This is a genomic window from Nereida ignava (assembly GCF_001049735.1).
In the GTDB taxonomy this organism is placed as follows: Bacteria; Pseudomonadota; Alphaproteobacteria; order Rhodobacterales; family Rhodobacteraceae; genus Nereida; species Nereida ignava.
The window spans coordinates 21,066-33,615 of the sequence record NZ_CVPC01000009.1 but is presented as its reverse complement, the minus strand read 5'-3'; the positions used below and the strand labels follow the sequence as shown (position 1 = coordinate 33,615).

General features: G+C 53.1%; 13 protein-coding genes. 5 read left to right on the top strand and 8 right to left on the bottom strand.

Features of this window, described 5'->3' with window-relative positions:
- Positions 1-6: 6 nt before the first annotated feature.
- Both rpmE and NIG5292_RS08815 read left to right on the top strand, forming a co-directional pair.
- Positions 7-228: a 50S ribosomal protein L31 gene (gene rpmE / locus NIG5292_RS08820; protein WP_048599169.1), complete on the top strand. Its 222-nt coding sequence runs from the start codon at positions 7-9 to the stop codon at positions 226-228.
- 182 nt (positions 229-410) lie between these two features.
- Entirely contained in the window at positions 411-1,220 is an 810-nt protein-coding gene (locus NIG5292_RS08815) for a division plane positioning ATPase MipZ (RefSeq protein WP_048599168.1), read from the top strand.
- Here the strand turns inward: NIG5292_RS08815 and NIG5292_RS08810 are convergent, their stop codons facing one another.
- From NIG5292_RS08810 to NIG5292_RS08800, 3 genes are read right to left on the bottom strand one after another with little or no spacing between them, the layout of a single operon-like run.
- Entirely contained in the window at positions 1,221-2,585 is a 1,365-nt protein-coding gene (locus NIG5292_RS08810; protein ID WP_048599167.1) for an MATE family efflux transporter, read from the bottom strand. It abuts the gene before it with no gap.
- A 2-nt stretch (positions 2,586-2,587) separates the two neighbouring features.
- Positions 2,588-3,322 carry an amino acid ABC transporter permease gene (locus NIG5292_RS08805; protein WP_048599166.1) on the bottom strand — a complete coding sequence of 245 codons (735 nt, stop codon included), beginning with the start codon at positions 3,320-3,322 and terminating at the stop codon, positions 2,588-2,590.
- Between the two features lie 9 nt (positions 3,323-3,331).
- Positions 3,332-4,069 carry an amino acid ABC transporter ATP-binding protein gene (locus NIG5292_RS08800; protein ID WP_048599165.1) on the bottom strand — a complete coding sequence of 246 codons (738 nt, stop codon included), beginning with the start codon at positions 4,067-4,069 and terminating at the stop codon, positions 3,332-3,334.
- Between the two features lie 127 nt (positions 4,070-4,196).
- Between NIG5292_RS08800 and NIG5292_RS08795 the strand changes: the two genes are divergently transcribed.
- Positions 4,197-4,976, top strand: a complete 780-nt coding sequence (locus NIG5292_RS08795; RefSeq protein WP_048599164.1) for a transporter substrate-binding domain-containing protein — start codon at positions 4,197-4,199, stop codon at positions 4,974-4,976.
- Between the two features lie 77 nt (positions 4,977-5,053).
- Complete coding sequence (locus NIG5292_RS08790; RefSeq protein WP_048599163.1) at positions 5,054-5,701, top strand: glutathione S-transferase family protein; 648 nt, start codon at positions 5,054-5,056, stop codon at positions 5,699-5,701.
- A 54-nt stretch (positions 5,702-5,755) separates the two neighbouring features.
- On the opposite strand, the gene katG is transcribed toward NIG5292_RS08790, so the two are convergent.
- Positions 5,756-7,960 (bottom strand): catalase/peroxidase HPI, encoded by a 2,205-nt coding sequence (gene katG, locus NIG5292_RS08785; protein WP_048599162.1) that lies wholly within the window; start codon positions 7,958-7,960, stop codon positions 5,756-5,758.
- A 94-nt stretch (positions 7,961-8,054) separates the two neighbouring features.
- Between katG and NIG5292_RS08780 the strand changes: the two genes are divergently transcribed.
- Positions 8,055-8,957 (top strand): hydrogen peroxide-inducible genes activator, encoded by a 903-nt coding sequence (locus NIG5292_RS08780; RefSeq protein ID WP_048599161.1) that lies wholly within the window; start codon positions 8,055-8,057, stop codon positions 8,955-8,957.
- Between the two features lie 8 nt (positions 8,958-8,965).
- Here NIG5292_RS08780 and NIG5292_RS08775 read toward each other — a convergent pair whose 3' ends face one another.
- The 4 genes from NIG5292_RS08775 to NIG5292_RS08760 form a co-directional block, all read right to left on the bottom strand.
- Positions 8,966-10,003: a TRAP transporter substrate-binding protein gene (locus NIG5292_RS08775; RefSeq protein ID WP_048599160.1), complete on the bottom strand. Its 1,038-nt coding sequence runs from the start codon at positions 10,001-10,003 to the stop codon at positions 8,966-8,968.
- A gap of 415 nt (positions 10,004-10,418) precedes the next feature.
- Positions 10,419-10,865 (bottom strand): YtoQ family protein, encoded by a 447-nt coding sequence (locus NIG5292_RS08770; protein WP_048599159.1) that lies wholly within the window; start codon positions 10,863-10,865, stop codon positions 10,419-10,421.
- Between the two features lie 103 nt (positions 10,866-10,968).
- Positions 10,969-11,823 carry an EamA family transporter gene (locus tag NIG5292_RS08765; RefSeq protein ID WP_048599158.1) on the bottom strand — a complete coding sequence of 285 codons (855 nt, stop codon included), beginning with the start codon at positions 11,821-11,823 and terminating at the stop codon, positions 10,969-10,971.
- A 95-nt stretch (positions 11,824-11,918) separates the two neighbouring features.
- Positions 11,919-12,536, bottom strand: a complete 618-nt coding sequence (locus NIG5292_RS08760) for a LysE family translocator (RefSeq protein ID WP_048599157.1) — start codon at positions 12,534-12,536, stop codon at positions 11,919-11,921.
- Between the last annotated feature and the right edge of the window lie 14 nt (positions 12,537-12,550).

Here is a 12,550-nt window from a genome sequence, read left to right as displayed (position 1 = left end):
GATGTCATGAGAAAAGATACCCACCCTGACTACCACATCATCAAAGTCAAAATGACAAACGGTGATATCGTTGAAATGAAATCCACTTGGGGTTCCGAAGGCGACCAGATCGCTTTGGACATCGACCCATCCGCGCACCCAGCATGGACCGGTGGTAACACAAAGCTGATGGATACCGGTGGTCGCGTATCCAAGTTCAAAAACAAATACGCTGGCTTGGGCTTCTAAACCCGCCGCACATTTGTGTGTTGAATTTAAACGCCGCTCCTTATCTGGGGCGGCGTTTTTCATTGGTTGATTGCAGTTTTACCAATGTTGCGCGGTTGTGCTTTCATTGGGTTGCAACGCCACATATAGTCCCTCAAAAGCATTTTTGCGGATGCAAGAAGACAAATCAAAGGGCCGAGTACATGGCGCATATTATCGTTGTAGGAAATGAAAAAGGCGGCGCGGGAAAATCTACGGTTTCCATGCACGTAGCCACAGCCCTGTCGCGGATGGGCCACCGTGTAGGATGCCTTGATTTGGACCTGCGCCAGAAAACGCTGGGGCGCTACATTACGAACCGCCAGACTTTTCTGAATGCCGAAGGTCTTGAACTGCCCACGCCAGCTTATCTGGATTTGCCCGAGCTGGATCAATCCACGCTGGCAGAGGGCGAAAACATTTACGATGCTCGCCTGACGGCTGGTGTTGCTGCACTTGATGCGGACAATGACTTTGTATTGATCGACTGCCCCGGCTCTCACACGCGGCTAAGCCAAGTGGCGCACTCTCTTGCAGATACCCTGATCACGCCCCTAAACGATAGCTTTATCGACTTTGACTTGTTGGCCCACGTCGACACAGAAGGCACTAACATCACGGGCCCTTCAGTGTATTCCGAAATGGTATGGGCCGCGCGTCAGTTGCGCGCCAAAGCAGGCCTAACGCCTATTGACTGGATCGTTGTGCGCAACCGTATGGGTGCGCAGAACATGGTAAACAAAAAAAAGATGGAAGCCGCCATTGGGAAGCTTGCAAAGCGCATCGGTTTTCGGACGGCGACAGGCTTTAACGAACGGGTTATTTTCCGCGAGCTATTTCCACGGGGGCTGACCCTACTTGATCTACGCGATATTGGCGTAAAGGGGATGAATATCTCAAACGTCGCTGCTCGTAATGAGCTGCGCGAATTGATCAAAGCCCTTGATCTGCCAAACGTAAAAGTCAGCTTCTGATCAGCTTGCGCGCAGCAAGCCTCCCATCTCACGCTCTGCCACGCGTCCTGCAACGAACATGGCCAGCAGCCAACCAGTTGCTACAGCCGTTGCGATGCCCAGCCAGACGCCAATCACGTCAAAGCCTGCAAGGCTTACGAAAACCCAGATAAACAGACCCACACCCAAACCTTGGCGGTAAATGCTGATCCACAAAGTCCAGATTGGTTTCTTGAGTGCTTGCAGGACTGAGTTGATTGAAAAGAGCATCATGTAAACGGGGAACAGGATCGCATCGACACGCAGATAGCTTGCCCCGATCTCGATGACCGCCTCATCATCCGTAAAGAGCCCCATCGCAAAATGCCCGCCAAACCATAACGACGGCAACGCGATAGCGGCCATCACAAAGCCAACCTTCCAGCAAAAGCGCAGGGCTTCGCGAACGCGGTCATGCTCACCCGCGCCAAAATTTTGTCCTGCAATAGGTAAAAGCGCACCGGTCATACCTAGTACCGGCAACAGCAAAATCTGTTCAATCCGAAGGCCGACCCCGTAGGCCGCAATAGCCTCGCCGCCAAACCCTTTAAGGGCGAATTGCACCACAAAGCCAGAGACAAACATCACCACAAGCGCAGTGGTGGTCGGTAACATTTGCGCAAAGATTTCACGGAAACTGGCCCAGGTGGGGATGAACGCATCACGGGGAACGCCCTGCATCATCTCTAGCGCGAACACCCGCGAAAAAATCCAGATCATTACACCCGTCTGCGACAGGATCGTAGCCGCCGCGATACCGTTAAAACCCATGCCGCCCCACACGCCGGGAATGCCGAAGATAAACAATGGGGTCAGTCCAATGTTCGCCACAAACGCCACCATCAAGCCACGCTGCATCGAAACCGTATCACCGTGAGATTGCAAAATACCATTCGTACCATAAGCCAGTAAAAATGCAGGCAGCGCGAACAACAGCCAATTGAAATACCCCAAGGCCGCATCGCGGTAGACGCCTTCTTCAGAGACGAGCGCAATCAAGAACGGGCCAGAAAAAGCCCCGATACACATCAGCAAAGCCGTTGCGATCAAACCAAAGCTAATCCCTTGGGCCGCCAGCCTGCGCGACGAGGTGCCGTCTTTGCGTCCCTTTGCGTTACTCACAAGTGCGCTGAGCGCAGACCCAAGGCCAAACCCCACGGCCATCATAATGAAAAATGCCTGATACCCAACGGCCAAACCTGCCTGTGCCTCAGTGCCCAACATGCCGGCGAAATAAACATCAACCACGTTGTAGAGAGTGGCGAACAGCATTCCGAAGGCCGCCGGAACCGCAAGCGCGCGGAAATGACCCGAGATCGGGCCGGTCGTCAGATCATCTTTTTGCATATTTAGTCCGCCGCTTTCATACGCCGTTCAAGCCAACGAACGCCTGCAGACACAATGAGGATAAGAACCAGATATTCCAACACCAAAATAGTATAAATCTCGAGGGGTCGGTACTCGGAGACCACCAATTCGTTCGCCTTGCGGGTCAATTCCTGCATCCCGATCACCGACACCAGAGACGACATTTTGAGCATATAGACCAGCTGGTTGCCCAATGCAGGCAGGATGCGGCGGATAGCTTGGGGCAAGATGACAAAGCGCATCGTGTCACGGTAGTTCAACGAAATAGACTGCGCCGCCTCATACTGACCGCGGCTGATTGACTGAATGCCAGCGCGGAAAATCTCGGCCTGAAACGCACTATCCGACAGAGCAAGCGCCAGCACACCGGCCCAGAACACGTTCAGCGTCAGGCCTGTAAGCTGCGGCAGGCCATAGTACACCCAAAGGATCAGAACAAGGATCGGCACCGCGCGCACCACCTCAACATATGTTCGGTTAATCGCGCGGTAGCGGCGCTTGCTGGACAACCCTGGCAGCGCAATCAAAAGCCCAACCACAACCGAAATAAGAATGGCGGTCAGTGACATCAAAATGGTGTTGTAGGCACCTGTCGCCATGAATTTAAGGTTAGCAAGCCCGTTGGCAGTGCGAGGATCAACTACATACCACCCCCAATTTCCAGAACAGCCCGACAACAGCAAAGCCAGTGGCGCAAGAACAATCAAACGTTTCATAACACGCCCCTAGTGGTTCAGAATTTGTTGGATAAACGCACCAAAGCGCGCAGATTTCGGGGCAGTAAAGACCTGTTCTGTAGGGCCCACCTCAACGATTTGGCCCTTATCCATGAATACCATCTTATCGGCAACGCGGCGGGCAAAACCCATCTCGTGGGTTACAACCACCATGGTCATTCCGTCACGCGCCAACTCGGACATCACATCAAGCACTTCGGCAATCATTTCAGGATCAAGCGCCGAGGTAGGCTCATCGAAAAGTAAAATGCGCGGCTCCATACAAAGAGATCGCGCAATAGCCACACGTTGCTGCTGACCACCAGATAACTGGCGGGGCAACTTATCAGCCTGATCAGGAATTCGAACGCGATTAAGATATTTCATCGCACGTTCTTCGGCGGCCTTCGGATCCAGCCCCAAAACGCGCCGCGGACCGAGGGTCAAGTTTTCGAGCACTGTCAGATGAGGGAACAAATTGAACTGTTGAAAGACCATCCCGACGTTGCCACGGATTTTCTCAAGGGTCGCCTTATCATCAGTTAGCGTCACACCATCTACGATGATTTCGCCCTGCTCATGTGCCTCAAGACGATTAATGCAGCGGATCAGCGTCGACTTACCGGAGCCGGATGGACCACAGATGACAACCTTCTCACCAAGGTTCACATCAAGGGACACATCCTTCAGCGCTTGAAAAGTGTCAAAAAACTTTGACACTTTTCGCATAGAAATTAAGGCAACCATAGTTTACACTTCTCCTAGAGCTGCGTGATCGCAAAAAAGGACACGCAACGCAATTTTTATCGGGATTACCAGTTTCCTGCCGCCCATTTCACCCTAACTAGCCCTAAACACACAAAGAGGAATACCCATGAAATTTTTTAAGATCGCTGCTGCGACCCTCGTTCTTGCGGCAAGTTCCGTACAGGCGACTGCACAATCTGCCCTAAGTGAAATCCTTTCAAATGGCGTGCTGAAAGTCGGCACGACTGGCGATTGGAACCCGATGACAATGCGCGATGTCGCGACAAACAGCTACACAGGATATGACATCGATGTGATGACGCAGCTGGCTGCCGATCTGGGCGTGGAAGTTGAGTTCGTTGCAACAGACTGGAAAACACTGGTGAGCGGCGTGACCTCGGGCCAGTACCACATCACAGGATCAGCCTCTGTTTCGCCAAGCCGCGCAAAAGCCGCAGGGTATTCAGACAGCTACTTCAGCCTTGCCACCGTGCCACTGACACTGAAAGAAAATGCAGGTCGTTTCTCAAGCTGGGATGATTTGAACAACGCTGACGTTTCAGTTGCCGCAACTTTGGGCACAACTCAAGAAAAGCAAGTCAAAGAGTTCTTCCCAGACGCGCAGTATCGCATCGTTGAAGCCCCTGCCCGTGACTTCCAAGAAGTTCTCGCAGGCCGTGCTGACGCGAACATCACCTCAAACGTTGAGGCAAACAAACTGGTCGCACAGTATGACCAACTGATGATCGTGCCAGTTGCCGAGGGCCGCGCACCCACACCAATCGCGATGCTTTTGCCACAAGCAGACCAAGTGTGGATCAACTACGTCAACACGTGGATCACGCTGAAGCAAGAACAGGGCTTCTTCGACACGTTGGGCAAAAAATGGCAGCTGCTTGCTGAGTAATCAGCGCCCTTAGCCAAACCCAAGGGGTCAATTGCATCAGCGGTTGGCCCCTTTTTTTGATTTGAGATTGGAAAACTATGCTGACCATTTATTCAGTACCAGTCGCGACCTATTGCGCGAAATTGCGGATCACCATGCGCCACAAAGGGCTGGCGTGGGAAGAATTGCCCCCACCCGGCGGTTACGGATCTGCGGAATATAAGGCGATTGTTCCGTCAGGGAACCTTCCTGCAATGGTTGATGAAGGCTTTATGTTGGCGGATTCCGAGGCCATCGCGGAGTACCTCAACGAGGCCTATCCAGACGTTCCGATGTTGCCCGACACAGTGCAACTTCGCGCAAAGGCCCGCGAAAAAGGCAGGCTGCATGACACGCGCCTCGAACCAGCGGTGCGGGCCATGTATCCTCAAGTAGCGCACGAAACCCGTAACGCAGAGGCTGTGAAAGCCGGTGGTGCAGAGATCACAAAGCACCTTAACGCATTGGCGTTATTGCTGCGCGACAGCCCACTTGACCCAGACACGCTTTGGCTTTGCGACTGTGGGTTTGCGGTCACGTTCGCATGGATCAGAGCGTTTGAGCAGGCACTTAGCCTGCCCGTTGAGTGGTCCCAGTCTGTTCTGGATTACGATGCGCGACTACAAAGCTTTGCACCTGTCATTGATGAACTTGTCCACTACAAGCCCGCAATGGATGACTATCTCAGCAAGGCCTACCCCGCATAAAAAACGCCGCGCTAGTCAAAGCGCGGCGTTTCCAATTTTCGACTATGAAATGGCTTATGCCGCCAGATCAAAGCGGTCCAGTTCCATCACCTTGACCCAAGCCGCGACAAAGTCCGCGAGGAACTTCTGCTCTGCATCATCGGATGCATAGACCTCAGCCAAAGAGCGCAGGATTGAGTTCGAACCAAACAGAAGGTCAACTTCTGTACCCGTCCACTCACCGCCTTCAGACGTTTTGTAGGTGCCGTCGCCAACATTCGTCCACGCACCCAAAGTTGAGAGCAAGTTGCGGAAGAAGTCGTTGCTCAACGTACCCGGGCGATCCGTCAGAACACCGTGCTTTGTACCGCCTGCGTTGATATCGAGCACACGCAAACCACCAATGAGCACAGTCATTTCCGGCGCGCTTAGGGTCAGCAATTGCGCGCGGTCCACCAAGTGCTCGGCCGCAGAACGGACGTTGCCGGCAGGGAAGAAGTTACGGAAACCTTCGGCAGTGGGCTGCATTACGCTAAAGCTGTCCACGTCAGTTTGCTCTTGTGTCGCGTCTGTCCGGCCCGGTGTAAACGGCACTGAGATGTCGCTACCAGCAGCTTTTGCCGCGGCCTCAAGCCCCGCAGAACCGCCCAGCACGATCAGATCGGCCAATGACACTTTCTTGTCACCAGACGGCGCGCCATTGAAGGCCGCTTGCACAGCTTCAAGTTTAGCAATCGTACCATCAAAGCCATATGACGCGTTAACCGCCCAGTCTTTTTGTGGCGCCAAGCGAATGCGCGCGCCATTTGCGCCGCCGCGCTTATCTGAACCACGGAAAGTAGATGCAGAGGCCCACGCAAGGGCAACAAGCTCTTGTGGTGTTGCACCTGACGCAAGGATGTCCGCTTTCAATGCAGTCACATCTGCAGCATCGATCAACGCGTGATCTACCGCAGGCACAGGATCCTGCCACAACTCAGGCTCAGCCGGAACAAGCGGGCCGAGACCGACGTTATGTGGCCCCATGTCACGGTGTGTTAGTTTGAACCAAGCCTTTGCGAACGCCTGCTTGAACTCTTCAGGGTTTTCGTAAAAGCGACGTGAGATCTTGGCATAGGCCGGATCTTCGCGCATGGCCAAATCAGACGTGAACATCACAGGTGCGTGGCGCTTTTCGGGGTTGTGCGCATCTGGCACGGTACCTTGAGCTTCCGCCTGAACCGGCTTCCACTGCTTGGCACCTGCAGGGCTTTCAGTCAGCTCCCAGTCGTAACCAAATAGGTTCTCAAAGTAGTTGTTGTCCCAAACTGCCGGGCTTGTTGTCCACGCACCTTCAAGGCCAGAAGTAATCGTGTGCTCGCCTTTTCCGCTCTCGTATGAGTTTGCCCAACCAAAGCCCATTGCTTCAAGGCCAGCACCCTCAGGTTCCGCATCCACATATTGCTCGGGATCGGCGGCGCCGTGGCCCTTACCGAATGTATGACCACCTGCAATCAGCGCCACAGTTTCTTCATCGTTCATGGCCATGCGGCCAAAGGTTTCGCGAATATCACGCGCTGATGCCAACGGGTCAGGATTGCCGTTTGGTCCTTCTGGATTGACGTAGATCAGACCCATCTGCACCGCACCCAAGACAGGTGCCAACTCACGGTCGCCGCTGTAACGCTCGTCTGCGAGCCACTCGGTTTCAGGACCCCAGTAGATGTCTTCTTCAGGCTCCCAGATATCTTCGCGACCACCGGCAAAACCGTATGGTTCGAAACCCATCGTTTCAAGGGCTTCGTTGCCCGCGAGGATCATCAAGTCCGCCCACGAAATTGCAGCGCCGTATTTTTGCTTGATCGGCCACAACAGGCGACGCGCTTTGTCGAGGTTGCCGTTGTCTGGCCAGCTGTTGAGCGGCGCAAAACGTTGGCTACCGGAACCCGCACCACCGCGACCATCATGCACACGGTATGTACCTGCAGAGTGCCACGCCATCCGAATGAAGAACGGACCATAGTGGCCGTAATCCGCAGGCCACCAATCTTGGCTGTCTGTCATCAACGCTTTCAAATCGGCGCGCAGTGCATCCAGATCAAGGGCCTTAAACGCTTCAGCATAATTAAAGTCAGCATCCATTGGGCTGACGCTTGGCGCGTTCTGGCTCAGCATTTTGAGGTTTAATTGGTTCGGCCACCAATGTTGGTTCGCCTGCGTCCCCTTAGCGGAGTGCGCGCCGTGCATAACAGGGCATTTGCCTGATTTTTCGTTGTTGATGTCGTCGAATGCGCCGTCCATGAGAATCTCCAATATTGCTAATTTAGAATAGTTCTAGCAAAGGTTTTCCATTAGGATAAGTTGTATTTTCTGATTGGTGTGATAAGTTTTTCCTATGGATAATTTAACCCTCAAACAGCTACGATATTTTGATGCGCTGGTCCAACAACGTCACTTTGGACGTGCTGCCGAGGTATGTGCAATTTCTCAACCAGCCCTGTCCATGCAGATCAAGGAAATGGAAGCTGCCCTTGGATCAGCCTTGTTTGAGCGCACACCCCGCAACCTAGGCCTGACGCCATTCGGTGAAACCGTTGTTGAACGTGCCCGCGATATTTTACGCTCTGTCGATGAGTTGACAGACTTGGCGCGCTCACAACAAAGCAAGCTAAGTGGCAAACTACGCCTTGGCGTAATCCCGACAATTGCGCCCTATCTTTTGCCCAAAGTCATCGGTGCACTGACCCAAAGCTATGACGGCCTCGACATCCACATACGCGAAACGATGACCCCGAAGTTGCTGCAAGAACTAGCAGACGGCAAAATTGATGCGGCTTTGTTAGCCCTGCCCGTCGGCGAAACCAGCTTTGCCGAGGTGCCGCTTTTTGAAGAAAACTTTGTGCTTGTCCGCCCCGCTGCTGATGCGCAGTTACCCCCACCCGATGCAAAAGGGCTTGCGGCGATGCGGCTTTTACTTTTGGAGGAAGGGCACTGTTTTCGCGACCAAGCATTATCGTTCTGCACAGGCCCATCTGTTCGCCCTTGGGAGGGTCTAGACGGCACGTCTTTGTCAACTTTGGTTCAGATGGTTGGCGCGGGCATCGGTGTCACATTGATCCCGCAGATGGCCGTTGACGTAGAAACCCGTTCAGCACCCGTGGCGATTTCGGCGCTTGATGGTGCGCAGCCCTCGCGGCAAATCGGAATGATCTGGCGCAAAACCAGCCCGCTGGCAGAACAGCTAAATGACGTGGCCCACTTGGTACAGCAGGCCGCATCTTCCTTAGCACAGCCGTAAAGACATCTCTATTTCGAGTGCTTCGCAACTGCCTCGCGGGCACGCTCAAGCAATTCAGCACCGTCAATACTAATGCTGTTCACCTCGTTCACCCAGCGATCCGCCACTTGCTGAAACGGACCATCAAACGCCGCCGTATTTTTCGCCGACAAGGCGCTTACGGTTGCGCCAGCCGCGCGGGCGCGCTCTTTGCCAAGTGGCTCCATCTCATTCCATGCAGCACCCATAGCCTCTGACAAAACACGGCCCGACACTTCATCAACGATCGCCTGAAGATCAGCGGGCAAAGATGCATAACTGTTTTTGTTCATCGCAAAAAGGAAGGTGGACGTGCCAAATCGTGCACCACCATCCAACTCAACCGAAGCCGTCGTTAGGTCGGCAAGTTTGAGCGGGATCGCCACCTCAAAAGGCACAAGCCCTGCATCAACTGTCTTTTTGGCAAGCGCTTGCGGCAACGCAGGAACGGGCATGCCCACAGGCTCTGCCCCCAAAGCCTCAAGCATCCATGCGCCCGTTCGCGAAGGGCTTCTAATCTTGAGGCCCTCAAAATCTTGCAGCTCTGTTACATTACCCGATGCAAGATGAAGCGCGTTTCCGGCGTGTACGTGCACAAGAAGCGGATAGATGTCGTCAAAATCAGCAGCCAGATCAGGCATCATGTCTTGAATAGCACGGTTAGTCGCCAAAGCATCGCCGCCATGTACGTTGGGCAGCTCAAAAACCTCTACGCGAGGAAAGACACCAGGGGTGTATCCGGGCAGCGTCCACACGACATCTGCAACACCATCGCGAACTTGACCGTAAAGCTCTGACGGCTTGCCACCCAATGACATGGACGGGAATACTTCGAACGCAATCCGCCCACCTGATGCCTCCTCGATGGCAGCAACCCATGGCTCGATCAAACGGGTTTGCGTGATGGCTTTAGGGCTTAGAAAGTGGTGCACCGAAAAGGTAAATTCCTGCGCAACAGCCGCTGAGGACATGCACATCCCCAAAGCCGCCCCAACAATTTTGACGCGTAGTGATTTGAACGAGGACATGCGGTTTTCCTTACTTTTGCGCGGCGCCTACGGCGTTTCGCCGTGAGCACACATAGAACCTTAAGGAGAAGCATAGCGCACCGCCCCCAAAGAAACATCCGCAAAACGACATTATAACTGCTCAATCAGAAGTCAGACCTCCAAGGGACGCATAAAGGTACGCTGGAGAAGTATTATTCATAAATTCTGTATTTACCAATAGAAGGGAAAAACCGTCAGAGAATGCCGATTGTGTGTTGCCGTTACGTAATTAACGAATTCAGCCGCCGACTGTTGCGAGCGCGGAAACAGTTAGGGCGCATTGGCGCGGGAATACTGCGGAATACAGGCCTCTTTAGCTGCACCACTTAAAATTTGATTCTTATTGTCGAAAGTCCCAACGCGAACCTTTTCACTTTGGGACAAAAAATAGTGTTTACGCAGGAAGCGAGCCGTCCAGAACATATCGAAGAATTTCGACAATCTGATCTGGTGTTTCCGTGACAGCAAGTGCCGCTGCATCCACTTCTTTGAGTGCGTGTTGGTGATCAGCGCCGTGCATGACGATCAAGGACTTACCCAAAGCGGCGGCATACCCCGCATCGAAAGCGGCGTTCCACTGTTTGTACTTTTCGCCAAAACGCACCACGACGATATCCGCATCTGCAATCCCTTTGCGCGTTCGGATCGCGTTGAGTTTTGCCCCTTTGTTGTCGTGCCAAAACTTGTTGGGCTCCTCGCCCATAATCGCAACACCGCAATCATCACTTGCCGCATGATCAGTAACAGGCGCAGAAAACTCAACGTCTAGGCCGCTGGCACCTGCGATGATCTGATCACGCCAGTCCGTGTGAATTTCGCCCGATAGATAAACTTTCAGCATTATGATCTCCTTGTTCTGCGCTACATCCCCACACACCAGCTTATCCGCTGGCATGGATACTTATGGCGACAGCTAATGCATGGGGGCCTGAGTGCAAGACCGCCTAAGAAATGGATATTCGTAGAACGGCAGCACCGGCGATAATCACCCCCGCCGAGATTATTTTCACGCGGGTCACACGTTCTTTCAAAATGATAGTGCCGATCAAAAGTGCAAACACAATGGATGTCTCACGCAGCGCGGTCACCAATGCAATCGGTGCTTGGGTGAACGCCCAAATGACCAGACCATAAGCAAGAAAGGACGCAGTGCCACCGCCAAGCCCCATAACCATTGCACTCCGATCTGAGCGCAAACCTGCAAAGGTTTTTGGACGGATAAGGGCAGTCCAACACGTAAACATCACCGCATTTCCAAGCGCGGCCCAACTCCAAAACCCAAGCGGTGAACCCGCGACCCGCGCGCCGATACCGTCCACCAAGGAATATGCTGCAATGAAGCCACCGGTTCCAAGCGCCAAAACAACACCGCGCAAATCCCGCGTGCCATCAACACGCTTAGCAAAGGCTAAAAACACCACCCCAAACGTGATGAGTAAAACGCCTGACACCTCGAACACTGTGAATGAAAGCCCCAATACTGCGACCGACACAACCGTCACAATCAACGGCGCTCTGCCCCGCGCAATTGGATACACCAACGTCAGATCAGCAAGACGATAAGCCGTAATAAGAAACTGCTGATACCCTAAATGCAGGAAAATACCACCAATCATCCATGGCAGTGCCTCGGTATTGAAAGGGGGTGCCAGCAAAATCATAACAATGCAGATTGGAACGTGCCCCAAAACAACGCCAAGCATTGCAGTGTGTTTGTCCGCACTACCCTTGATCAACGAGTTCCACGCCGCATGCAGACAAGCCGCGAAGACCACCGCGAGAAAAACTGAGGTCGTCATTTAAGGTGTTCCAATGCGGTAGCTGCGTAGCAACAGCCTATCTAAGCGTGGTGGCGTAAGGCAAACGATATATATGCCTTTTCAAGCCGATTTGGCTAACCCCGAGTTGGCTGCGGGCTTACCAAAAGTAGCAAGCCGAATACACACATCGTCCCGCCAGACACGCGCTGAAAACTGGGCAGTTTGTTTTGAGCAAAGGAGGCCGCGAACCGTCCCAATGCCGCATAGGTAAAGATCGCCACAGCCTCAAGCATGATAAACGCCCCCCCAAGCATCAAGTAGCTCAGCCAATACGCATCCATCGAAACGAACTGCGGAAAGAATGCTGCAAAAATTAAGATGGCTTTAGGATTGCTGCTTGCGACCAAGCCTTCGGTTTTGAAAGCCTCTTTGAGACTAATTTCAGTAGCTGAAAGACCGGCGGCATCAACCTTATTCGAACTACGCCACAGGGATATTCCTAGCCAAATCAGATAGATCGCACCGATCACCTTAACAACATTAAACACCACAGCAGACGTGGTTAAAATAACGCCCAAACCCAACGCGCTAATGGCTATCATTGGGACGAAAACAAATAGGCGCCCGAAGGCAGCTTTTTGAGCAAAGACAATTCCAGACTTCGCTCCGTGGGTCATAGAAAGCAGATTGTTGGGCCCAAATGCCAAATTCAACGCCAAACATGCAGGTATAAAAATAAGCCAATCAATCATTTTCGTTGCCAATG

What these genes read in the sequence shown, in the direction of transcription:
- rpmE (WP_048599169.1), top strand. Translation starts at nt 7, where the DNA reads ATGAGAAAAGATACCCACCCTGACTACCACATCATCAAAGTCAAAATG.
- NIG5292_RS08815 (WP_048599168.1), top strand. Translation starts at nt 411, where the DNA reads ATGGCGCATATTATCGTTGTAGGAAATGAAAAAGGCGGCGCGGGAAAA.
- NIG5292_RS08810 (WP_048599167.1), bottom strand. Translation starts at nt 2,585, where the DNA reads ATGCAAAAAGATGATCTGACGACCGGCCCGATCTCGGGTCATTTCCGC.
- NIG5292_RS08805 (WP_048599166.1), bottom strand. Translation starts at nt 3,322, where the DNA reads ATGAAACGTTTGATTGTTCTTGCGCCACTGGCTTTGCTGTTGTCGGGC.
- NIG5292_RS08800 (WP_048599165.1), bottom strand. Translation starts at nt 4,069, where the DNA reads ATGGTTGCCTTAATTTCTATGCGAAAAGTGTCAAAGTTTTTTGACACT.
- NIG5292_RS08795 (WP_048599164.1), top strand. Translation starts at nt 4,197, where the DNA reads ATGAAATTTTTTAAGATCGCTGCTGCGACCCTCGTTCTTGCGGCAAGT.
- NIG5292_RS08790 (WP_048599163.1), top strand. Translation starts at nt 5,054, where the DNA reads ATGCTGACCATTTATTCAGTACCAGTCGCGACCTATTGCGCGAAATTG.
- katG (WP_048599162.1), bottom strand. Translation starts at nt 7,960, where the DNA reads ATGGACGGCGCATTCGACGACATCAACAACGAAAAATCAGGCAAATGC.
- NIG5292_RS08780 (WP_048599161.1), top strand. Translation starts at nt 8,055, where the DNA reads ATGGATAATTTAACCCTCAAACAGCTACGATATTTTGATGCGCTGGTC.
- NIG5292_RS08775 (WP_048599160.1), bottom strand. Translation starts at nt 10,003, where the DNA reads ATGTCCTCGTTCAAATCACTACGCGTCAAAATTGTTGGGGCGGCTTTG.
- NIG5292_RS08770 (WP_048599159.1), bottom strand. Translation starts at nt 10,865, where the DNA reads ATGCTGAAAGTTTATCTATCGGGCGAAATTCACACGGACTGGCGTGAT.
- NIG5292_RS08765 (WP_048599158.1), bottom strand. Translation starts at nt 11,823, where the DNA reads ATGACGACCTCAGTTTTTCTCGCGGTGGTCTTCGCGGCTTGTCTGCAT.
- NIG5292_RS08760 (WP_048599157.1), bottom strand. Translation starts at nt 12,536, where the DNA reads ATGATTGATTGGCTTATTTTTATACCTGCATGTTTGGCGTTGAATTTG.